Origin of the sequence: Pontibacter ramchanderi, assembly GCF_002846395.1 — a bacterium.
Lineage (GTDB): Bacteria > Bacteroidota > Bacteroidia > Cytophagales > Hymenobacteraceae > Pontibacter > Pontibacter ramchanderi.
The window spans coordinates 712,115-735,266 of the sequence record NZ_PJMU01000002.1 but is presented as its reverse complement, the minus strand read 5'-3'; the positions used below and the strand labels follow the sequence as shown (position 1 = coordinate 735,266).

General features: G+C 53.6%; 18 protein-coding genes. 4 read left to right on the top strand and 14 right to left on the bottom strand.

The window, feature by feature from the left end:
- Window positions 1-22 precede the first annotated feature (22 nt).
- The 3 genes from ppk1 to hflX all read right to left on the bottom strand — a co-directional run bounded on the left by ppk1 (window position 23) and on the right by hflX (window position 4,723).
- A complete protein-coding gene (ppk1, locus tag BD749_RS10170; protein WP_101444241.1) occupies window positions 23-2,125 on the bottom strand; it encodes a polyphosphate kinase 1 in 2,103 nt (700 codons plus the stop codon).
- A gap of 96 nt (window positions 2,126-2,221) precedes the next feature.
- On the bottom strand, window positions 2,222-2,716 hold the full coding sequence (locus BD749_RS10165; protein ID WP_101444240.1) for a SixA phosphatase family protein: 495 nt from the start codon (window positions 2,714-2,716) through the stop codon (window positions 2,222-2,224).
- A 798-nt stretch (window positions 2,717-3,514) separates the two neighbouring features.
- Entirely contained in the window at window positions 3,515-4,723 is a 1,209-nt protein-coding gene (hflX, locus tag BD749_RS10160; RefSeq protein ID WP_101444239.1) for a GTPase HflX, read from the bottom strand.
- A gap of 211 nt (window positions 4,724-4,934) precedes the next feature.
- Here hflX and rfbC point away from each other — a divergent pair, with 211 nt between their 5' ends.
- A complete protein-coding gene (gene rfbC / locus BD749_RS10155) occupies window positions 4,935-5,477 on the top strand; it encodes a dTDP-4-dehydrorhamnose 3,5-epimerase (protein WP_007654104.1) in 543 nt (180 codons plus the stop codon).
- A gap of 128 nt (window positions 5,478-5,605) precedes the next feature.
- Here the strand turns inward: rfbC and BD749_RS19595 are convergent, their stop codons facing one another.
- The 3 genes from BD749_RS19595 to BD749_RS10140 all read right to left on the bottom strand — a co-directional run bounded on the left by BD749_RS19595 (window position 5,606) and on the right by BD749_RS10140 (window position 9,747).
- Window positions 5,606-7,429, bottom strand: a complete 1,824-nt coding sequence (locus BD749_RS19595) for a T9SS type A sorting domain-containing protein (protein WP_101444238.1) — start codon at window positions 7,427-7,429, stop codon at window positions 5,606-5,608.
- A 27-nt stretch (window positions 7,430-7,456) separates the two neighbouring features.
- Entirely contained in the window at window positions 7,457-8,167 is a 711-nt protein-coding gene (locus BD749_RS10145) for a hypothetical protein (RefSeq protein WP_007654095.1), read from the bottom strand.
- A 293-nt stretch (window positions 8,168-8,460) separates the two neighbouring features.
- Window positions 8,461-9,747: a UDP-N-acetylmuramoyl-tripeptide--D-alanyl-D-alanine ligase gene (locus tag BD749_RS10140; RefSeq protein ID WP_101444237.1), complete on the bottom strand. Its 1,287-nt coding sequence runs from the start codon at window positions 9,745-9,747 to the stop codon at window positions 8,461-8,463.
- Window positions 9,748-9,873: 126 nt separating this feature from the next.
- On the opposite strand from BD749_RS10140, the gene BD749_RS10135 reads away from it, so the two are divergent.
- Window positions 9,874-12,108 (top strand): T9SS type A sorting domain-containing protein, encoded by a 2,235-nt coding sequence (locus tag BD749_RS10135; RefSeq protein WP_180336374.1) that lies wholly within the window; start codon window positions 9,874-9,876, stop codon window positions 12,106-12,108.
- Entirely contained in the window at window positions 12,105-12,485 is a 381-nt protein-coding gene (locus tag BD749_RS10130) for a hypothetical protein (RefSeq protein ID WP_245869005.1), read from the top strand. The genes BD749_RS10135 and BD749_RS10130 overlap by 4 nt, the downstream gene beginning before the upstream one ends.
- On the opposite strand, the gene BD749_RS10125 is transcribed toward BD749_RS10130, so the two are convergent.
- From BD749_RS10125 to BD749_RS10115, 3 genes are all read right to left on the bottom strand, one after another.
- Window positions 12,477-13,250 (bottom strand): amidohydrolase, encoded by a 774-nt coding sequence (locus BD749_RS10125; protein WP_101444235.1) that lies wholly within the window; start codon window positions 13,248-13,250, stop codon window positions 12,477-12,479. The genes BD749_RS10130 and BD749_RS10125 overlap by 9 nt on opposite strands.
- 75 nt (window positions 13,251-13,325) lie before the next feature.
- Window positions 13,326-14,474 (bottom strand): pyridoxal phosphate-dependent aminotransferase, encoded by a 1,149-nt coding sequence (locus BD749_RS10120; RefSeq protein ID WP_101444234.1) that lies wholly within the window; start codon window positions 14,472-14,474, stop codon window positions 13,326-13,328.
- Window positions 14,475-14,534: 60 nt separating this feature from the next.
- Complete coding sequence (locus tag BD749_RS10115; protein ID WP_101444233.1) at window positions 14,535-15,119, bottom strand: uracil-DNA glycosylase family protein; 585 nt, start codon at window positions 15,117-15,119, stop codon at window positions 14,535-14,537.
- 63 nt (window positions 15,120-15,182) lie between these two features.
- Between BD749_RS10115 and BD749_RS10110 the strand changes: the two genes are divergently transcribed.
- Entirely contained in the window at window positions 15,183-15,770 is a 588-nt protein-coding gene (locus BD749_RS10110; RefSeq protein WP_245869003.1) for a hypothetical protein, read from the top strand.
- A gap of 14 nt (window positions 15,771-15,784) precedes the next feature.
- Here BD749_RS10110 and BD749_RS10105 read toward each other — a convergent pair whose 3' ends face one another.
- The 5 genes from BD749_RS10105 to mfd form a co-directional block, all read right to left on the bottom strand.
- Window positions 15,785-16,222 carry an acyltransferase gene (locus BD749_RS10105; RefSeq protein WP_101444733.1) on the bottom strand — a complete coding sequence of 146 codons (438 nt, stop codon included), beginning with the start codon at window positions 16,220-16,222 and terminating at the stop codon, window positions 15,785-15,787.
- 225 nt (window positions 16,223-16,447) lie between these two features.
- On the bottom strand, window positions 16,448-17,284 hold the full coding sequence (locus tag BD749_RS10100; protein WP_101444232.1) for a hypothetical protein: 837 nt from the start codon (window positions 17,282-17,284) through the stop codon (window positions 16,448-16,450).
- 156 nt (window positions 17,285-17,440) lie between these two features.
- Window positions 17,441-17,848, bottom strand: coding sequence for a response regulator (locus BD749_RS10095; RefSeq protein ID WP_101444231.1), 408 nt, complete (start codon window positions 17,846-17,848; stop codon window positions 17,441-17,443).
- A gap of 70 nt (window positions 17,849-17,918) precedes the next feature.
- Window positions 17,919-19,514 carry a PAS domain-containing protein gene (locus BD749_RS10090; RefSeq protein WP_143741251.1) on the bottom strand — a complete coding sequence of 532 codons (1,596 nt, stop codon included), beginning with the start codon at window positions 19,512-19,514 and terminating at the stop codon, window positions 17,919-17,921.
- A 175-nt stretch (window positions 19,515-19,689) separates the two neighbouring features.
- Window positions 19,690-23,061: a transcription-repair coupling factor gene (gene mfd, locus BD749_RS10085; RefSeq protein ID WP_101444229.1), complete on the bottom strand. Its 3,372-nt coding sequence runs from the start codon at window positions 23,059-23,061 to the stop codon at window positions 19,690-19,692.
- Window positions 23,062-23,152: the final 91 nt, after the last annotated feature.

Here is a 23,152-nt window from a genome sequence, read left to right as displayed (position 1 = left end):
GCAATATTTGTGTCAGGTATAGTTACTCCGATTTTCTGGCTGGGTCCATTCCTTCGGGCACCAGGCTGCGCAGATACTCATAGATGGCATACTGCGACCGGACGTGCGTAGGGCTTACCTGTTCTACATAGTTGTTATCTATGTCGCGGGCCTTGGTATCGTCGGTGAGCTGCAGGTCGATGATCGTGCGGACCTGCTCGATGATGTCTTTCTGGAGCAGCGGGAAAGCCACCTCCACGCGTCGGCTCAGGTTGCGCGTCATCCAGTCGGCAGAGGCTACGTAGTATTCCTCTTTGCCGTCGTTGTGGAAGATGTATACCCGGGCATGCTCCAGGTAACGGTCCACGATGCTGCGCACCCGGATGTTGTCGCTCAGTCCCTCCACGCCCGGCACCAGGCAGCAAATGCCGCGCACCAGCAGCTCGATCTTCACACCGGCCTGGCTGGCAGCGTACAGCTTTTTGATCATCCGCTCGTCCTGCAAGGCATTCATTTTGAGGATCATCTTGGCCGGCTTGCCTTTGGTGGCGTTTTTTATCTCCCGGTTGATCAGCTCCACAAAGCGGTCGCGCATGTTGATCGGGGCCATCAGCAGTTTCTTGAATTTCTTGTCGTGCTGGCGGTCGATGAAGAAGTTGAAGACCTGCTCCACATCCTGTGTAATGTCTTTGTTGGAGGTAAAAAGCGCATGGTCAGCATAGATTCTGGAGGTGTCTTCATTGTAGTTGCCCGTGCTCAGGTAGGCGTAATTCACAAGTTGGCCGTCCTCGTTGCGGGTGATCAGGCCCAGCTTGGTGTGCACTTTGAGGTCGGGCAAACCCAGGATAACGTTTGCGCCGGCCTTCTGCAGCTTGCCTGCCCAAAAGATGTTCGACTCTTCATCGAAACGGGCTTTGAGCTCCACCACCACCGTCACCAGTTTGCCGCTCTTGGCGGCCTTCACCAGCGATTTGGCAATGGCAGAGTCGTCGGCCACCCGGTAGAGGGTGGCGCTCATGGCAGTCACCTTCGGGTCGTTGGCGGCTTCCTCGAAGAGGCGCAGCACGTAGTCGAAGGACTGGTAAGGATAATGCGCCATGTAGTCCTGCTTTTTCATGGCCTCGATCAGGCTTTCCTCTTTCTCCAGGAGTGGATGCACCAGTGTAGGCTGCGGCGAGTACTTGAGGTCGGGCAGGTTAAAGTCCGGGAAACCAAAAAAATCACGGAAGTTATGGTACTTGCTGCCTTCCACCAGTTCATCTTCCGAAATGCCGGTATGTGCCATTATGGCGTCCAGCATGGCCTGTGGCGTAACCGGGTCGTACAGCAGGCGGGCAGGGTAGCCGGTTTCCCGCTTTTTCAGGCTTTTCTGGATCTTGGCCATCAGGCTGCCGGATACTTCTTCTTCTATATCCAACTCAGCGTCGCGCGAAACTTTCACGGCATGCGCCTCGAAGCGGCCGTAATCCGGGTACAAGGCCGGCAGGCAGAAACGGATCACATCATCCAGAAACATCACATAGCGCTGCTCACCCTCCGTCGGGAGCTTCACAAAACGACCGCCGTGTTTTTTGGTGGGTATTTCGAGCATGGAGAAACGCTCCGGTTTCAGGTTTTGCTTCTTAGGCTCGAAGAGGTGCACGCCCAGGTATACAGTCTGGTCCTTTAGGAAAAAGTGGGTCTCGGTATCGTCGAGCAGGAGCGGCAGGATGTGAGGCTGAACGTGCTCGGTAAAATAGGTCTGTACCCACTGCTGCTGTGCTTCGCTTAGTTCGTTTTCGGTGAGCAGGTGGATGTCCTGCTGGCGCAGGTCGACCAGGATGCCTTCTCTGAAAACTTCCCCAAACTCTTCCTGCTGGCGTTTCACCTCCTGCATCACCTGCTCAAAAGTATCGGCGGGGTCTTCAGACAGTTTTTCGCGGGTCTTCTTTTTGAGTTTGATCAGGCGCTTGAGCGTGGCCACGCGTACTTTAAAGTACTCGTCGAGGTTCGATGAGAAAATGGCCATGAACTTGATGCGCTCCAGGAGCGGCACGGTGCGGTCTTTCGCCTCCTGGAGCACACGGTAGTTGAAGGCCAGCCAGCTGAGCTCACGGTTGATCAGCGGCGTAAGGGTTGGTTTTTTATCTTCGGTATTGGTTTCCATGGTTTAGTTTGTTGCCCGGTGCGGAGCAGTTTGAAATAAAGGTATGAGCAGCGTGGTCAGGTCTGGGGGGATGCCTGGCCAGGCCGTTGTGCTGTGTTATTTGTGGTTTTTGGGTACATCGTAAAACAGAAGCCCGGCATTGCTACGGGCGATATCGCGCCAGCTGTCGCAGTCGAAGCGGAGGGCCACAATGCCGGCGGTAGGTATGCTGGAGACGTGCTTGGGCGACAGCATGTTGGCAAACTCCGAGAGGGCCTCATTGTGTCCTACCATCAGCATGCAATCCACATCTGCGGGTGCCTCGCGGGCTACCTCCAGCAGTTCTTCGGCACTGGCGCCATACATGCGGTCATCCACCACAATGTCATCGGCATCGTAGTCGAGCTCGCGGGCCACCAAAGTGGCCGTTGTGATGGCTCTTACCGCCGGGCTCGATAGGATGAGCTGCAGCTTCGCATTGTTGGAAGCCAGTTCCTGCCCCATCAAAGGCGCATCTGTCCGGCCGCGTTTATTTAAAGGGCGGTCATGGTCGCTCAGCTCTTCAAATTTCCAGCTGGACTTCGCATGACGCATGATATACAAGGTTTTCATAAGGTGATTCTCTTTCAGAAAGGTATAGCAGGCGTGTCTTTTACATAGCGTGCCCGCTATACCTGCTGTTTACTGAAAGCAGTATAAAATAGTTGTGACGGGGTGGGGGAGTGTGATGGCTTGGCTAGCTAGGGGAGATCTGCTCTTGTAATAGTTGCGCGTAGGTATAGCTCTGGCCTATGCAGTTATAGCGGTGATGGTGTGAGCGTTCACGCGTGGGGTCTTCGGACCAGGTATAGAGGCTTTGTAGCTACTGCTGTTGGAGGTATAGCAAACAGTGTTGTTCTATAGCTTGGCCTGTCCGGCCGGGACCTACTTTTTTCCTTGATGAAAAGAAAGAGGGCCCCTACCCCCAGTAAGCAAAAAAATCAAGACGCTCCAAATCGAGGGCCCCTACCCCACTCGCTGAACGCTCTTGACAGGGGGACCCCTTCACCCCCAACAGTGGAGCGCCGTTTTGTGCACCTGGCTTAGGCTTTCTGTTTCATCGCTTCCGGGGCAAGTTACCTTTGCTATACCTGCCAGTGGGGTGTGACAGTAACTACATTGCTGATCCTTGAAAATTGGGCAGGGCAGAAATTCCCCTCTTGAGAGGGGCAGGGGTGTGTTAATCGTGCACAAGAATCCTGTAAACCTTTGGGGTAGGGGCCCTATATCTATATAAAGATTCAGACAAGCTATACCCAAACAGACGTTCGCAGGACTGAAATCCACTGCGAGGTCTGGCCGTGGCAGAAAACGCAAAAAGGGAACAATCCTTACCGGACTGTTCCCTTTTCTGATGCTTCCTGGTATAAACTACACGTTATTCGGGTAGCGTTCAAAGTGAATTTCCGCAACGCGGCGCTGCAGTTCGGCGCGCAGTTCGTCGATGTTGATGCGGTTGGTGGCTGAAATGAACAGGGCTGGGGCATGCACCTTGGCCATGTAGGTCGCTTTCAGGTCGTCGATGGAAGGGCGCACGTTGCTGTGGCCATCCTCGTTGATACCCGCTTCCTCTGCCAGCTCCTGCTCGCGCTGCTCCAGGTACTGGTCTATTTTGTTGAACACCAGCAGTACCGGCTTGTCGGCTGAGTTGATGTCGAGCAGCGTGTTGTTCACTACCGCAATGTGGTCCTCAAACGAAGGGTGCGACACATCCACCACGTGTACCAGCAGATCAGCCTCGCGGATCTCGTCGAGCGTGGACTTAAAGGCCTCGATGAGTTTGGTCGGCAACTTGCGGATGAACCCTACCGTGTCGGAGAGCAGGAATGGGATGTTGTCAAGCACCACTTTGCGCACCGTGGCGTCTACTGTCGCGAAGAGTTTGTTTTCGGCAAACACGTCGGATTTGGAGAGCAGGTTCATCAGGGTGGATTTGCCCACGTTCGTATACCCTACCAGGGCTACGCGCACCATGCCTGCCCGCGATTTGCGCTGCTCAAAATTCTGTTTCTCGAACTTCTCCAGTCGTTCGCGCAAGAGCGAGATTTTGTCGCGCACAATACGGCGGTCCGTCTCGATCTCGGTTTCACCCGGACCCTTCATGCCGATACCACCTTTTTGTTTGGAAAGGTGAGTCCACAGGTTGGTCAGGCGGGGCAGCAGGTACTGGTACTGGGCCAGTTCCACCTGGGTATGGGCCTGAGCGGTTTTGGCACGGAGCGCGAAGATGTCGAGAATCAGCAAGCTTCTGTCCACGATCTTCACCTGTAGTTCGCGCTCGATGTTGCGCACCTGCGAGGGGGTGAGGTCATCGTCGAAGATCACCATATCCACGTTGTGCTCCTTCACATAGGCTTTGATTTCCTCGAGTTTGCCGCTGCCCACAAAGGTGGCACGGTCAGGCTTGTCGAGTTTCTGCACAAAGCGCTTCATGGTTACGGCGCCGGCTGTTTCGGTCAGGAAGGCCAGTTCGTCGAGGTATTCGTTAGTTTGTTCGTCGGTTTGCTTATAACCAGGCACAGCCACCAGCACGGCGGTTTCCTGCGGCTTGGCGGTTTCGTAGTATTTTTGTTTACCCATTTTCAGATGTTAAGCGTAGCGGTTTGTCAGCCTTTTTTCGGCGTGAATCATTGTACGTAATTGTTCCCGGCCCCGGTCAAAATTAGCAGGTATAGCGCCGTGGAAGCAGGCAGGATGGACGCAAGTTAGTTGAAAAATTTCAGAAGAAAGGGGAAAAAACCTAACTTGCTACCCTTCTAAAAGAACCAAAGCAGATCCATTTACACCAGCTATGCAGCATAAGACCTATCACATTGAAGGCCTGATCGAATTTATACCACGCGTGTTCCGCGACGAGCGTGGCTGGTTCATGGAAACCTACAATGCCAGCATGTTTGCGCCCTTCGGCATCAACCCGGTCTTTGTGCAGGACAACGAGTCTGTTTCTAGAAAAGGCGTGCTGCGCGGCCTGCATTTTCAGAGGCCGCCTTATGCGCAGGGCAAACTGGTGCGGGTTGCTTCGGGCCGTGCGCTGGATGTGGCGCTCGACCTCCGCAAAAACTCCCCCACTTACGGACAGCACGCCACCTGCATACTCGATGCGGAGCAGCATAACATGCTCTATATTCCGGAAGGCTTTGCCCACGGCTTTGTAGCGCTGGAAGACAACACCAGTTTCCTCTACAAATGCACCAACCTGTATCATCAGCCATCCGAAGGCGGTATCCTCTGGAACGACCCAGCCCTGGGTATAGACTGGGGTATAGCCCAGCCGCTGGTTTCGCCCAAGGACGAAGTACTGCCGCTGCTACAGGATTTTGTCTCGCCGTTTTGAGTGCCTGGACAAAAGAACTTAAAATATTGGCCAATTGTCTGATTTTTTAGATTTATGATGTCTCCTGCTTATAAATGACAAGGCCCACGATTAAAACAATCGTGGGCCTTGTTTATTCACCAGGGTGGTTACTTCTTTATTATCATTCTTCTGGTCGTGGATTTGCCCTTATGCTCTATTCTGAGCATGTAGGTGCCAGCAGGTATACCTTTTGTGCTAACTTTGGTTTTCTTGCCCTTGGCTTTGCCGGAAAGGCGCTGGTTTCCCTGCAAGTCATACAAGGTATAGCTGTAGCTCTCGTCTGAACTTCCGGAAAGTTCTAAGGTGAACTCGTCTGCGGTGACTGGATTCGGGCTAAACATAGGCTCTGCACCATTGTCGCAGTCGCGGATCTCGTAGAGCATCACAAACTGCTGTGTCCAGCCGAGAGGAGTTTCAACCTCTAAGCCGATTGACATGTGGGAGCTAAAGTTAAACCCTGCTGCCGTTACAGTAAGTGTTGAGCCTGTTAAGTCGCCGTGGCTGCTCACATTGCCAACTGCCCAACGGTAGCGCGATGGCTGCCCCTGATATCCGTTACTGTAAACAGGAGCAAAAGTGTGCTGTTCGTAGGGGCAGGTAGGGTGTTTGGCACTGCCAAAATAGCTGAAGTATAAAATTTCTGGTTGGCCCACCCAAACATTTTTGGTTAAAGTGCTACTGCCACACTGCGCACTATTGGCCGTTACCTTTACCCAGCCTCCGCCACTGTAACCGGGCCGCTGCGAGATCGCTACGGTCGTTGACGTGCTTTGCAGCGGTGACACTTGCCCATTAATGAGGATGTTGCTACTGGCCTCCCAGGTATAGCTGGTAGCACCGGCTACTGAGGTTATGCTAAAGGAAGATGCAGTATTTCCTATATCGTAAGGTGCGTTGTTGAACGTCGGTGTAGGCAGGCTGCTGTTGTAGTTGATGGTGATAGGTGTTGAGTTGACCGCCTTGTTAGGGGTGGTGCAGGTAATGTTGGCCGCTACCGATACCTGCCCGCCATTCGTGCCGCTCGGTATGGCGGAGATAGAATTGCCGGAAGCAGATCCCGAAATCGTCCAGCCCTGCGGAAGCGACCAGGTATAGGATGTGGCTCCCGTCATGGCTGGAACCGAGAGGTTAACAGGGTTTCTGTCGCCGCAGTGCAAATTGGTTTTGGAAGCAGTGATTGCGCTTACCTGAGGTTCGCGCGTAATAGTGAGTGTGCTGTAATTGCTATAGAAGTTTACCCTTGGTACACTGCTTATGCTGCATTCCTGGTTCAGGCCTCTCACTTTTACCTGGCCTCCGGACCCTGCTGCAGGTATAACCGAGATGGAGTAGGAAGGAGTCGTAAAGGTGCCCGTCTTATTGTCATTAGTGCGCCAACCGGATGGTAGCGTCCATTCATAGGTGTCTACATATAAAGTAGAAGAATAGGATGGGTTAGAGCTGCTTGGGGTGTTAGGAATTGCGAGCCTATCTATAGCTAACGTTATAGGGGCTGTGCTGCACCAGTCTATACTGTGGCTTGATTTTGCTACGTTGTTTACCTTAACTTGTGAGGGGTTAACACCGTTTATAGATTTGATTATGACGCCACCAGTAGTTGGTGTGCCATCATTAGATTTGTTGTTACAGGACGTAATTGTTACTTTTAATTCTCCTTTATTTGTTACATCGTTCCAGATTACTTCTACAGAACTGTTGGATGTAGTGTAATCATCACTGCTGTTAGTAATGTAAAATTTGCCGTTGGTAATAGACCATTTAAAAGAGCAGCCTGCATAATTGGCAGAAGCAGAACCACCTGCTGGAAAAGCTGTATAAGCAATTCTATTTCCAGGACATTGGGGAACTCTGCCATCAGGCGTTAAAGCTGTTTGTGCAGCTAATAAAAATGGGGCTATTAAGAATAGCAGTAAGAAGCAGAGCTTCTTCATAAGTTTGTTTTTAGGTTAATTTAAATTTTAGAAAGTCCAGTTAAGATTGACAAACGTTATTGGGATGTAGGAAAAAACAAGTTTGTTGGTAGTATAGTCAATATAGGTCTTGGGGTTGCCGAAACTATCGTACTCTGGTGAGTATGTTTTGAGAGAGAGTACGAGATCTTGCGAGCTTTTTACTTTGCTTAAGTGGAATGCTGTTTCTGTCGATAAATAAAATCTGGTGCCAATATTAATGCGGAAGCCAATAAACGGTCTTATTCCGAAAGAGGTGGTAGTAAGAAGATCTTTTGAATGCTTCTCTATTACACCATATGGGTCCGGTTCACTGAATTCGTCCCACATCTCTATATTCCTCACTTTCTGCTGATAAAAACCATCAGTTCCGTAATACAGTGTGAATAGTTTGCTGAGCGGTCTCTGCCATTCGTAGCCAATACTTCCCCCAAAGAGAAAGTCTGTAATTTCGTCACGACGATTTGTGTAAGACTGCGTAGAGTCAGACTTGGCATACATCCCCTCTGCTCCAAACCGAATGGCCCCATTACGGGAAAACTGGTATTTGTACATAAGATGCAGCGGCATGCGGCTAGCAGGGTCAGCTAATCTATCAAGTATTACGTGCGTGTTTATGACAATATGGTGACGGTATAACGCTATTGAATCCTGCGATTGGGCAGACGCAAATTGGCAGGCGAAGAGAAGGAGGAAAATTAGAGAGTATTTGATTTTCATAAAAGGTAGGGGTAAATGGGTAATAATTATATGCGAATATATTTAAAGTTATATGTATAATGTTATCTATAAAAAGTAACTTATATTTAATTTATAATAAATATTATTTTATGTATCTGATGTTGGTTGATGTTGTAATAAGATATATTTTTGATTTAAATAATATCGGTTTAAGTCGTATTGGTAACAAAGTGGCAGACTTAAATTAAAACGAACAGAATAAATAAAAGCGCCTGGTAAAACGGGTCTACCAGGCGCTAACTGTTGTACTGATTAAAGAGTAATCTCTAGCTCTACAACACCTCCACCAGCGTCTCCAGCCCCATACCTCTGGAGCCCTTCACCAGCACATAGCTCTCCGAAACCGGATTAGCCTGCAACCAGCTCTGAAGCTCAGGCTTTGTAGCGAAGTAATGGAATTTGCTGTCAGTTTCAGCCGCATGCTTCATCTCCGGTCCGCAAAGCAGCACCGTGTCGAAGTTTTGCTCTGCGATGATCTCGCCAATGGCTTTGTGCTCCGTGGCGCTTTCGGTTCCCGTTTCCAGCATATCGCCTACAATCACGACCTTGCGCGGTGCGTTCATACCGCCAAAGTTGCGGATAGCCGCTGCCATAGACGTTGGGTTAGCATTGTAAGCATCGAGGATCAGGGTGTTGCTTCCCTTCTGCATCACCTGCGAGCGGTTGTTCACGGGGCTATAGTTGGCGATGGCGGTATTAGCTTTCTCCAGCGGCACCCCGAAAAACTTGCCGATGCAGGCAGCAGCGGCCATGTTCTCGTAATTGTAGCTACCCACCAGCTGCGTGTGCACCACGTGGCCTTCTTCGTCTCTGTACACCACGTAAGGCGAGGCCTCCAGCAATTCGCTGTGGTAAAAGTCGCCTTGCGCCGGGTAGGTTACTTTGCTTTCGATACGGCGGCTCATGCGCATCAGGTGCTCGTTGCCGGTGTTCACGAACACCGTGCCGCCATGCTCGAGCAGGTGCACGTAGAGCTCGCTCTTGCCGCGGGCCACGCCCTCCAGACTGCCAAAGCCCTCTAAATGTGCCTTGCCAATGTTGGTGATCATACCGTGTGTAGGCATCGCAATGCTACTGAGCAGGGCGATCTCCCCAATGTGGTTGGCGCCCATTTCGATGATCGCCATTTCGTGCTCGGGCTTGAGGCGAAGCAAAGTCAGCGGTACACCAATGTGGTTGTTGAGGTTGCCCTGGGTATAGAGGGTGTTGAACTTTTGGCTCAGCACGGCATAGATCAACTCCTTGGTCGTGGTTTTGCCGTTGCTGCCCGTAATGCCAATCACCGGTATGCTCAGCTGACGACGGTGGTGACGGGCCAGGTCCTGCAGCGCCTGCAGGGTGTCTTCCACCACAAACACATTATCCGATGCCAAGGTGGGATCATCTACCACCGCATATCTGGCGCCTTTTTCCAGGGCACCCTGGGCAAACTTGGCGCCTTTGAAGTTGGGTCCGTTCAGGGCAAAGAACAGGCTCTGGTCCTGTAGAGCGCGAGAGTCGGTGCTCACGTGGCGGCACTCCAGGTATTTTTGATAAAGAAAGTCGATGCTGTTCGGCATGAAATGCTTATTTTTAGTCTCTTAAATTGGTGGCAGCTACCGGAGTTTAGGTATAACCCTCAGCCGCCGCGGCAATATACGTTCAAAACGGCAAAAGCAACAGCCCCATTGCCTAACAAACTGTCTATGCGCTACCTATTCTCCATGCTCCTTTTCCTGTTTCTGCTACCCAATGTATCTGCACAGGAACCTCTGCGATTTCAACAGCGAACGGACATACGTGTCACCGTAGGTGCAACCGAACTGCGTAACCCCTGGGGCGGCGGCCTGAACACACCGCAATTCTCCACCATCGACCTCAACAAAGATGGCCGCGACGACCTTTTCGTATTCGACCGCATGCTGCGCAAGGTCTATACCTACCTGGCCGTGCAGGAGGGAGGCCAGTGGCGCTATACCTATGCGCCCGAATACGAGGTAATGTTTCCGGCTGAGCTGGAAAATTGGGTGCTGCTGCGCGACTACAACTGCGATGGCCTGAAAGACATTTTCACTAGCACACCGCTAGGTATACGGGTATACCGGCAGGAGGCCACAGGCAACAAATACCCCACTTTTGTGCTGGCCGAGGATGCCCTCTTTTACCGAAGCCGCAACGGTGTGAACAGCATCAACATGCAAATGAACATCGCCGATATACCTGCCATAGTGGACATGGACGGCGACGGCGACCTGGATATTCTGCTGTCGGAGTTTTCGGGAGGCTATACCCTGGAGTATTACCAGAACATGCAGGCGGAAGAAGGCAAGCCCTGTGGCTCGCTGGAGTTTACACTCGGCTCCGACTGGTGGGGGCAGATTACAGAGTGCGAAGGTTGCAATGCCTATGGCTTTGGCGTACAATGCCGCATGGCTGCGCCGCTTCATTCCGGTCACGACGGTTCCTCACTGCTGGCCCTGGACCTGAATGGCAACGGGGTAAAAGACCTGCTGATAGGCGGGGTAGCCTGTGACAACCTGGTGATGATGGAAAACAAAGGCACCAAAACCCTGGCCCGCATGGACAGCTTTGAACCTGCTTTCCCGTTCGGCACACGTGCGGCCCGCTTCAACCTCTTTCCGGCCGCATACGCCGAAGATGTGACCTTCGATGGTATACCGGACCTGCTTGTGGCTCCGAACAGCAACGAGAACGAAGGCAACCTGGAACTGCAGCGCTCATCCTGGCTTTACCGCAACACGGGCACAGCCAACCAGCCGAACTTTGAGTTTACGCAGGATAACTTTTTGCAAAGCCAGATGATCGACCTGGGCGAAAACGCTTACCCTGCCTTTGCCGACATCGACGGTGACGGCCTGCTTGACCTGCTGGTCGGCAATGGGCGGGCAAACCGTAACGGACGCTTTGTGGCAACGCTCAGCCTCTACCGCAACACCGGCACACTGACCGAACCCGCCTTCACGTTTGTCACAGACGATTACTTGAACCTGTCCAGCAAGGAAATGCTTTCGCTGAAGCCGTCATTTTTCGACATCAACCAGGATGGAGCCCTGGATCTGGTGCTGACTTACAAGATACAGACCGGATCAGGCCATCATGCAGGAGGCGCGACGCAGCTGGAGTACTTTGTAAACAACGCGAAAGCCGGGCAGCCTTTTGCCTTCAACACCACCCGCCTGATGCACCTGCATACCCTGGCCAATGGCGATACGCCTTACTTATTCCGGGTAGATGGCCAGCGCGTGGAAATGCTGGTGGGGAGAGCTGGCGGCACCCTGGACTATTACCGCTCTGCCGGCAGCGGTTTTGAGCTCGTTAAAGAGGGCATCGGGGGCATCAAATTTGACTTCTTCCGTCGCAACCTGGCACCCGTTGTGGTGGACATAGACGGCAATTCCAAGCTCGACCTGCTCACTGTGGACGACAGCGGGACGCTGCGCATTTACCCTGATTTTCTGGACAAGCTGAATGGCGACTTTACGGAGACAACCGAGGTGCTGCAAAACGAACTGACGGGAGAAGCGCAAGCTACCCGCTTCGGCCGCGGACTGGGCCTGGCTGTGGCCGAACTTGGCGGGCCCTATAAGCTATACCTGACCGTCGGCACGCAGGGAGGCGGCTTATACTTGTTGGAGCAAACAGGTGGCCACTACGGCAACCCAAATGATAACGCAGGCAAACTAGGGCTGAAGGTATACCCTAACCCCGTAGCCGGTGCGCAGGAGCCTGTGCAGGTGCAGGCCAGTGAGTCAGTTGCGTTGGTGCTGTATGATATGGTCGGTCGCAAGGTATACGATGCAGCCGAAAGCTATAACCGACGCCACACGGTAAGCCTTGGCCACCTCAAAGCCGGTGTATACCTGCTCCGCGCTACCTCCCGCAGCGGCAGCCACGAATCCCGCAGACTGGTAGTACAATGATGCAGGCCTTTTTGTTAGTAGACCTCTCCGGGGAACTCGCTTTTGACAAGCCTATCCTGAAAATGGTGCGGCAGCATGCGCCTGCTATACCTGTTTTTGATGTGGATGCCGGGTCCGATGCCACCTTGCAGCATTACGCAGTGCGCTTGCTACAGGAAAATCCGGAAACGGTGGTGTATGTAAAGGGTGGGGCAGGAGACTTAAACCGGCTGATACCACTGCTCGAGGAATTGCTGCGGCCGCAACCACAACGGCACATCATACTCATCGGTGAGCACCCGCGCCTATTGCGTCTCTTGCAGGCACGGCCAGGTATAGCCTATACCTTGCTGGCCGACGAAGAAGCGCTGCGCCAGTTCCTGACCAAATCAATTTAGCGTAAAATCATCCGCATCGAGGTGCGCCGGGAAAGCCTCCCGAAAGTCCGTCAGCTCCTGCTTGCTGAGGGCAATGGTGTGTATACCTTCTGCTTCGGTGGTCCCGAGGAGTTTATACCCTTTAGGATGGATGATGGCCGAGTCGCCGCTGTAGGGATGCCCGTTGCCATCGGTTCCGACCCGGTTCACGCCCACCACATAGCTCAGGTTCTCGATGGCGCGTGCTTGCAGTAAGGCGCTCCAGGCATTGGCGCGGGGTTTGGGCCAGTTGGCTACGTAAAGCAGCAGATCGTACTGGCTGCCCGTGTTGCGGCTCCACACCGGAAAGCGCAGATCGTAGCAAATCAGCGGGCAGATGCTCCAGCCCTTCAAGTCTACCAGCAGTTTTTCTTTTCCTGAGGTATAGGTATGGTGCTCTTTTGCCATCCGGAAGAGGTGACGCTTGTCGTAATGCTCGTAAGTGCCGTCCGGCCGCACCCAATAGAGCCGGTTGTAATAGTTCTCTCCCGCTTTCACGATTACGCTGCCCGTCAGCACGGCGCTATACCTGGCTGCTTCTTCTTTCATCCATTGCAGGGTAGGGCCTTCTGCCTCTTCCGCCAGGCTAGTAGCGTCCATGCTGAAACCCGTCGTGAACATCTCGGGGAGCACGATCAGGTCTGTGGCCGGAGCAACGGCCGCTAGCTTTTCGGAGAACATCTGCCGGTTAGCGGTGGCGTCTTGCCAGTGCAGTGCAGTTTGGATGATGGTGATGCGGAGGTCCATTTTTAATGAATAGTGAAGAAAGAGTAATGAATAATGAGTAGTGATTAATGATTAAAACAATCAACAATTCAACCATCAAAGTTTCACCAACCTCTCCGCCGCCTGCCGCAGCGTTTCTTCACTTTTGGCGAAGCAGAAACGGAGGTAGCGGTGGTCGGTTTTGTTGTGATAGAAGGCTGAGACAGGCACGGAGGCTACACCGATTTCCTGGGTCAGACGCTTAGCGAAATCCAGGTCATGCTCTTGCGAGATGGCATCGTACTTCAGAAGCTGGAAATAGGTACCCGCTGAAGGTATAAGCTCGAAGCGGGACGGCTTCACCAGCTCACAAAAAAGGTCACGCTTGGCCTGGTAGAAGTCGGGGAGGGAACGGTAGTGGGCCTCGTTGTCCATGTAGTCGGTGATGGCCAGCTGCAGGGGGGTAACGGAGCAAAAGGTAATGAACTGGTGCATCTTGCGCAGCTCTGCCGTTAGGGCCGGTGGCGCTACCACGTAGCCAATCTTCCAGCCGGTGGTGTGGTACGTTTTGCCAAAAGATGAAATCACAAAGGCCCGCTGGCGCAGCGACTCCACCTGCAAAGCGCTCACATGCTCCTTCCCGTCAAACACCATGTGCTCGTATACCTCGTCGCTCAAGATCAGGATGTCGGTGCCATCGGTCAGGCTGGCCAGTTTCTCCAGGTCCTCACGTGGAATGACAGCACCGGTTGGGTTGTGCGGCGTGTTGATGATGATCAGGCGGGTACGGCGCGAAATGCTTTTCTTTAGCAAATCCCAGTCAATACTGAATTCAGGTATAGCCAGAGGCACGTAGATCGGGATGCCGCCCGCCAACCGGATGGCAGGAGCGTAGCTGTCGTAGCAGGGTTCCAGCACCACCACCTCGTCGCCGGGCTTTACCACAGCCGTGATGGCTGCAAACAAGGCTTCCGTCGCGCCGGAAGTCACGGTTACCTCCTGGTCGGCATCAGGACGGTAACTGTATACCTTCTCCGTTTTCTCGCTAATCTTATGGCGCAGCGCCGGCATGCCGGGCATTGGGGCGTACTGGTTATAGCCTTCCTGCATATACCTGGTCACCAGCGCAATGAGCTCATCCGGGCAATTAAAATCCGGGAAGCCCTGTGAGAGGTTGATCGCGCCATGCTCATTGGCCAGTGCCGACATTACAGCGAAAATACTGGTGCCAACGTCAGGTAGTTTGCTGCTTGGGTAGTTGATCATAAAGAGAGTTTTATGCTGATGAACGAAGATAGAAGTTGCGGGCGATAAACCAAGTACAAATTAGCCAAGAGCCTGCGCCACGAGTTGCTGCAGCACAGGTATAGCCTCCTGCTCAAACCAGGGGTTGCGCCGCAGCCAGAACTCATTGCGCGGCGAAGGGTGGGGGAGGGGCATGTACCGGGGCAGGTAGTCTGCCCAGTGCGTTACCGTCTCGGTTAGGGTCGGTCTGGCTGCGTTACCCAAAAAGTAGTCCTGCGCATACTTGCCGACCAGCAAGGTAAGCTGAATGTTGGGGAGCAGCGGCAGAAGCTGTTGGTGCCAGTGCCGGGCGCATTCGGGGCGCGGGGGTAGGTCGCCGCTTTTGCCTTTTCCGGGGTAGCAAAAGCCCATCGGGATGATGGCCACCTGCTGCTCGTCATAAAACACCTCGGGTGCTATACCCATCCATTGCCGGAGGCGCTTGCCGCTTTGGTCGTCCCAGGGGATGCCGCTGGCGTGTACCTTGGTGCCGGGTGCCTGCCCCACCACAAGCAGCCTGGCCGAGGGGGAGGCCCGCAGCACAGGCCGAGGACCGTGCGGCAAGTGTTCGGCACAGAGGCGACAGGCGCGCACCTGTTCCAACAGAAGGTCTAGCGATTGGTTCATATTCGGTGCAAAGGTATAGCAAGCTGCTAACAAATTGTGCTCTTAACGGTATACAGTGGGTATATGCGGCAAAGGATACCAGTGTTTCTCGTGTTGATGATCCTACTCCTGCTTTCCGGTACAGGCCGGGCGCAAGAGCAGCCTGCCTATAAAAATGCCTTTACCGTCAAGTTCTTTGGCCTGTCGATGCACCTGCGCCAAACACCCTACCCGGAGCTGTTCAAAAACAGGCTCGACCAGAAAGGTATAGCTGTGCTCAATTTTGGAGGTATAGTGGGCTACGACCGCTTTGTGGTGCGCGACGTCATCAGTGTGCGGACAGAGCAGGGGCTGTACTCCGATTGCGCCTCCTCGTTGGCTGGCTTTACACACCTGGGCTGGCGTGGGCAGATCTTTAAAACAGGGCGGCACTCGCTCAACGGCGGCTTCGGCCCCACCCTGGTCTACCGCCGCGACTGGAATCGGCTGCCGGGCTACGAAGACGACGGCTATTTTGAGCGCAGCGGCGACTGGCAGTACAAGTTTTACTGGTACGGCGGCGAGTTTGAGTACAACTATCAGCTGAAAGGGCAGTATGACCTGTCGCTCAACCTGGTGCCCGGCATACCGGAACTGGTGTCGTTCGGGGCCGGGTTCAGGAAGCGTTTTTAAGTAGAGGGACGTAGCTACCAGCCGCGCTCTTCCCAGTCTTCGTCGCGGCGGCTTTGGTTACGACGGCGCTGTTCGCGCAGCGGAGGGAGCTGCTCATGCTGCTGCCATCTGTCGCGGGCGTGCTGGTTATCGGGGCTGTAATGCTCACTGCCATCGCGCCACTCACGCCGCTCGTCTCTTCTATGAGGGGCATGGTGATCGTCTGAAAAACCATGCTGGTGTCGGTTCATGTCTTCGCGCTGCTGCCGTTCGTTTTGCTGCTGTCTGTACGCGTGGCGCTCCCGCTCGTCACGCAGGCGCATTTCTTCTTCATAACGCCTTCTGTCCCGGTCATCTGCAAAAGGCCGTGGCTCATCCCAACGGCTGCGAAAGTTCTGCTGCTCCATGTCGTGGCCTCGGTGCATACGGCGCTCGCGACGCTCGTGGTGTCTTTCTTCTTCCTCGTGATGCATATCTTTCCGTATTATTTCTTTGAACATTTAAACCAAAGCATCGGCACCGCTACTGAGTATGCCCGTAATCAGGCAGGGCACGGCACCGGATTTTATGTACGGGCAGCGGGGGCTGATGTTTGTCGGGGTATGGATTCGGCATAAAAAAAGACAGCCCGCCGTTTCCGGTGGGCTGTCTTTTTACTAATCTACTACCAAAGTAACCTAATCTGTCTGCTATACGCATTAGCGACGGTTGCGTTGGTTTCTGTCAGAATCTTTGTAATAGCTGTCGTTGCCTGAGTCGGTTTCGTCGGCCCAGCGCGGCCCGCCTTCGTAGCCTTGGTCAAAGTTGCGGTCGCGAAAAGACTCTCCGCTGTAGCGCTGGCGGCTGCTTAATTGCTCGGCCCGTCGCTCGGAGTCGTAGCGGTTGTGCGGCCTGTACTCCGGATCGTCGGAGTGCATAATGTCGTCCCAGGTATCGCGCACACGCTCGAAGAAGCCGCGTTTGTCCCGACTCTCGGGCTCCACGTCAGGTGAGTAGCGGCCTTCGCTGTACCAGTTATGCGAGCCACTGCCGTAGCGGTAGTCGGTCTCTTTGTAGCGGCTGCGGGTGCCGGGGCCTTCCCGCCACAGGCTGTCCTGCGAGGTAGGGGGCTCGTTGTAGTTGCCAGGTTGCGAACCGCCACCCATTTGTGAACGGTAACCTTGCTGGCTGCCGCTTCCCTGGCCGCGGTAGCCGTGGTTCAGGTACTGGCTCTCGTTGCGGTAGGGGCTTTCGCTGCGACTACCGTAATGGCCGCTCTGGTACGAGCCCTGGTTACTCTGATAGGTGCCTGGCCTGTTGCCGATGTAGTGTCGTCCTGTTTCGGCCTGCCGGTCGCGGTCCTGCGCGCCTCGTGGGCTGGGGCCTGTGTGGAAGTAGTTGCCCTCGTCCCATTTCCTCTGGCGCTGGTCCTGCCCTCTGTAGGCATAGCGCTGCTGCGGCTGTGGCTGCTGTTCTCTGTCCTGGTTGTATAGCTCCCGGCCGATGCGCTGGTTGTAGTCGCCCGGTCTGTCGTGGTGTTCTGCGTCGTTTCTCATAATTTTATTTGTTTAATAATAGTAGCCTGTTTTAGTGCCAGTTTAAGATGGCGTTATTTTTTACGGTTCAGCAGGGCTATTGTTGGCAAAGGAGCAGGTATAAAAAAGAGGCGCCCCTTTAAAAGGGCGCCTCTTCTGTATTGGGCTATCGTGATTTTAGAAATATGTTTCCATGATCTCGCGTACATCCGCTTCCGCCAGCGGCTTGGAGTAGTGCTTGCGCACCTCCGGGTATTTTTTGAGGCGCTCGAGGTCGTAAAAGCTGGCTGAAGAAGTGAGCATGAGCATCACGGTGCGCATCTTGTTCTCATCCTCAAATCGCTGGTACTCATCCAGGAACTCGAAGCCATCCATCACCGACATTTTGATGTCAACAAATATCAGATCCGGTTTCGGGTAGTTTTCCTCCCCGCTAAAGGCTTTGTTCAAATAGTCGAGGGCTTCTTCACCGTTTGTCACAACCCTGATATCGGATGCGGCTTCCATACGGGAGAGCAGGCGCTGGTTCAGGTAATTGGTCGTATCGTCGTCGTCTATCAGCAGGATAGTCTTTACTGATTTCATAATTGGTATTTTGAATTCTTTTACAAATTATGGCCTTTTTTGTTCTAAACAAAGCCAAAAAATAGGAATATCAGGATTCGCCCCGGGCCAATGCCTCTGCTTTTTGCCTGGCTATCACCAGGTTAGTTACTTCTATGGCCGATATTATAATGCCCTCTACGTTCGAAGTACTGTCGAATAAAGGCTGGTACTTGAAATTAAAATAGGCGTCTCGTAAGTCGCCATTCAGCTTATGGTCGATCTTGGCGCGGAACTCATTGATGTAAACGGTGCGCCCCTTGGTGTATACCTCGTCCAGCAAGTCAAAAAAACCTATTTCCTCAAGCTCCGGCCATATTTCGTGGGCGCTCCGGCCAATGTAGTTGCGGTTGCCATACAGCTTGTACACACCTGGCGTTACATACTGGCACACATAGTTGGGGCCCTGCAACATACACAGGTGCACCGGCGCAAGGCGCAGCATGCTCTCCAGACGGTCGTCTTTGCGTTCTTCCACCTGGTTTTTCTGGTCGTCTATGTCTGTGTAGGTGCCGATCCAGAGTGTGATGTTTCCGTTGGCGTCGCGCATGGGCAGGCCGCGCTCCTGAAACCAGCGGTAGCTGCCGTCTATGTGCTGGCGTATGCGATACTCTAGCTCATAGGTGGTACCCGAGGCCACCGCGTTGTGCCAGTTGGTGAGCACCATGGCCGAGTCTTCGGGATGCACCACTCCAATCCAGCCATCGGTCTGTCCGCGTTTCATGCCGGTAAAGCTGTACCAGTTCTCGTTGAAGAAAAGCACCTTGCCTTTTGGTGAGGCCGTCCAGGCCATGTGTGGAAGCACTTCCAGCAGGTGATGGAAACGGGCATCACTTTCTTTGAGTGCCTTTTGTGTGTCTCTGTTCTGGGTGATATCGATAATGGAGCCGATGGTGCGGACAGGCTGGCCCAAGGAATTGTACGTGGTGTAACCCTGGTCCAAAATGTAGGAGTAGCTACCATCTGCCTTCTGAAAACGGTACTCGCCTGTCCAGGTGCTTTGCTTGTTGGCCAGCGCCTCCTGTATGCTGCGCTGCACCTCTTCAAAATCGTCCGGATGGACGCGGGAATCCCATGAGTCACCGCTTGGTCCCATCTCCTCGGGGGTGTAGCCGAATATTTCCTGAAGCCCCTCGCCCCAGTGCATGTGGTCGTTCACGATGTCGTATTCCCAGGCAATGGCTTTGGTTGCGTTGCTGATCAGGTTCAGTTGCTCCTGGCTTTGCTGGTGCATGCGCTCAAACAGGATCTTGTCGGTCACATCGCTTACCTCGTGTATGAGGTACTGCACCTCTCCGGCGTCGTTCAGCACAGGCACACTGGTTGCGCTCCAGTAGCGCTCTTCATACCCTGCGCCAGACTGCATGTCGTAGCGGAGCATGGGGTTATGAAAAAGCTCCTTGTGCATGAGTGCATGCTGCAGGCATTGCAGCACAGCCTCCTGCGATTCAGGATGATTCGGATTGTTTGGGAATACAGCGAACAGTGGCTGCCCTACAATTTGCTCGCGTGTCATGTGTAGTTGCTTCAGCAAGGCATCGGTGGCATCAGCAATCACAAGATCAGGAGTCAGGACAGCATACAGCCTTGGCAGCGCCCTGAAGATGGGTGCCAGCATAGGTGGCGATATCGCGGTTATTTGGTGCACAGGTATAAGTTAGATTAAGTTCGGTTTCGTAGCATAGAAGTTTCCAAAATAGCAAAATTTAATCTAATAATTGCCCTGAACCATGTAGTCTGGGAAAAAATATGCAGCTGCACAGGCTATGTTGTCTCAGAGCATGTGCAGCTGACACTATTCAGAGGAGCAGATCACTATACATTTACCCTTTCACAGTGGCTTTCACATCAAGGCTGTCGAACACTTCGCGGGCGTCGGCAATGCTCTGGATGTCCTCCACGATCACGATCAGCTTGTCTTTGGCCTCCTTGAGTCGGGAGCGACGCGGATGCTGCTGCACATACTTGAGAATATTGCCAAAGGTCTCGGACTGGAAGTAAGCATCGTTGTTCTCGCTCGGCAGGTAGCCTTTCATCACTTCTTTTTTGATAGTGAGCTTCTCAAAACCCAGCTGCTGTGCCTGCCAGCGCAGCTTCACGATCTCCACCAACTTCTGCACCTCCTGCGGCAATGGTCCGAAACGGTCGACGATGCTGGCCTGTAGCTTTTCGAGGTCCTGCAGGTCTTTGGTGCTATCGAGTTTGCTGTAGAGGTTGAGGCGCTCCGAGATGTTGCCCACGTACCAATCCGGTATGAGCACCTCCATGTCGGTTTCGATGTTACAGTCGCGCACCGGCTCCACGAACTCCGCCAGGTTATCTTTCAGGAACAGGTCGCGGAACTCGGTTTCTTTCAGCTCTTTAATGGCATCGTCGAGCACCTGGTGGTACATCTCAAAGCCGAGGTCGTTGATGAAGCCGCTCTGCTCGCCGCCCAGCAGGTTGCCGGCCCCCCGGATGTCGAGGTCGCGCATGGCGATTTTGAAACCCTCGCCCAGGTCTGAGAATTCTTCGAGCACGCTCAGGCGTTTGCGGGCATCGGTGGCCAGGCCAGCAACGGGTGGCGTGAGCAGGTAGCAATAGGCCTTTTTGTTCGAGCGGCCCACACGACCCCGCATCTGGTGCAGGTCGGAGAGGCCGAACATGTGCGCCCGGTTGATGATAATGGTGTTGGCATTGGGGATGTCCAAACCTGACTCGATGATGTTGGTCGATACCAGCACATCGTAGTCACCCTCCACAAACTTCATCATGCGTTTTTCCAGGGTCTCACCGTCCATCTGTCCGTGGGCATAGGTGATGCGGGCATCGGGCACGAGTTTGAGGATCATGTTGGCAATCTCTTCGATGTCTTTCACGCGGTTATGCACAAAGAACACTTGGCCGCCACGTTTCAATTCGGCAGCAACGGCGTCGCGGATCAGAATCTCGTCGAACACGTGCAGTTCTGTTTTCACGGGCTGGCGGTTGGGTGGTGGCGTGGCAATCACGCTCAGGTCGCGGGCACCCATTAGTGAGAAGTGCAGCGTACGAGGTATAGGTGTGGCGGTGAGGGTGAGGGTATCCACGTTCACGCGCATCTCTTTCAGCTTCTCCTTGGTCTTCACACCAAATTTCTGCTCTTCGTCAATGATCAGCAGCCCCAGATCCTTGAACTTAACGTCTTTGCTGGCGATGCGGTGCGTGCCGATCAGGATGTCTACTTTACCTTCTTCCACGCGCTTGAGGGTGTTTTTGATATCCTTGGTGGTTTTGAAGCGGTTGATGTAGTCTACTGTAACCGGGAACTGCTCGAGTCGGTCGCGGAACGTCTTGAAGTGCTGCATGGCCAGTACCGTGGTGGGCACCAGCACGGCTACCTGCTTGCCGTCGCATGCGGCTTTAAACGCAGCACGGATGGCCACCTCGGTTTTGCCGAAGCCCACGTCGCCACACACGAGTCGGTCCATGGGGTGCGGCTGCTCCATATCGGCTTTCACGTCTTCGGTTGCCTTGCCTTGATCCGGGGTGTCTTCGTAGATGAACGAGGACTCCAGCTCAGCCTGCAGGAAGCCGTCGCGGGTGTAGGCATAGCCCGGCGCGGCTTTGCGCTTGGCGTAGAGTTGAATGAGCTCGGCGGCAATGTCTTTTACCTTGCTCTTTACTTTCTTCTTCTTGTTCTCCCACTCCGGCGAGCCCAGTTTGCTCATGGTCGGCGGGCCGCCCTCCTTGCCGCTGTACTTGCTGATCTTGTGCAGCGAGTGAATGGACACATACAGCAAATCGTCGTCGCGGTAGACTAAACGGATGGCTTCTTGTAAACGACCGCCCACTTCCACTTTCTCCAGCCCCGCAAAGCGTCCCACGCCGTAGTCCATGTGCGTGATGTAGTCGCCGGGCTGCAGGGTGCGCAGCTCTTTCAGGGTCATCGCCTTGGTTTTGGAGCGGCCCTCTTTGGCTTTGTGCTGGTAGAAGCGGTCGAAGAGCTGGTGATCGGTGTAGCAGGTGATTTTGAGCTGCTCGTCAATGAAACCCTCCCGCAGCGAAATGCCCAAATGCTGGAAACGCATGTCGTGGTCGAGCTCGTCGAAGATAGTCGTGAGGCGGTTGATCTGCCGCGGCGAGTCGGTGGCGATGATGTTCACAAAGCCTTTGCTCTGCTGCTCGTGCAGGTCCTTTACCAGTCGGTTGAAATCCTTGTTGAACGAGGGCTGTGGCTTGGACTGCAGTTGCAACACCTCGGTGTCTTTATAATTAAAGCGCTTGCCAAACTCCACAATGCTGAACTTCTCGAGCAGCTTTTTGAACTGCTTCTGCGTCTGGAACAGCTGCTCGGGGTCCGACACGATCTGGGTGCCGCCGCTGCCTGCCATCAGCTTGTCAAACGCCTGCGATGCCTTATCAAAATACTCGTCGATCACATCCAGTGTCTGGCGCACGTCCTTGAACCAGATAGCGGTGTTTTTCGGCAGGAAGTCGAGGAACGCCTCACGGGTTTCCTGCAGCAGTTTGGTCTGGACATTAGGTATAATCGAAATACTTTTCTTCGTCTCGACGCTCAGCTGCGTGTCGGGGTCGAAGGTGCGGATACTTTCGATCTCGTCGCCGAAAAGCTCGATGCGGTAGGGCAGGTCGTTGGCGTACGAAAACACATCCACAATACCACCACGCACGGCATACTGCCCCGCCTCGTACACAAACTCAGTACGCTCGAAGCCATACTCAGCCAGCATTTCGCTCAGGAAGTTCACGTCGAGTTTCTCTCCCACCTTCGCCCCCAGCGTGTTCTCCACCAGCGATTTTTTGTTGATCACTTTCTCGGTAAGCGCCTCCGGGTAGGTTACGATCAGCTCACCCTTGTCGGACTTGGTGTTGAGGCGGTTGAGCACCTCGGCCCGCATCAGGATGTTGGCGTTCTCGGTATCATCGAAACTGTAGGGCCGCTTGTACGACGTCGGGAAAAGCATGACCTCCTTCTCGTCGCCAAGCAGATTTTTGAGGTCGGTATAGAAATAGGCTGCCTCCTCCTTGTCGTGCAACACAAAGAGTTGGTGCTGCGGGTGCAGGGTATAGACCGCCGAGGCCATCACAGCATCGAGGCTGCCTGCCATGCCCTTGAGTTGCAGGCGGTAAGGTTTATCAGCTTTAAGTCTCTCGGCAATGGTCTGCACCACGCCATCGAGCCGGTATAGCTCTAAAAAGTCAGTTACTTTCATGCAGGTATATCACAAAACAGCAAAGGCAGAACACAGGACTTTTCGATAGTCGTGTTCTGCTGGTTTTACTTACAAAGATACTACAAATTAA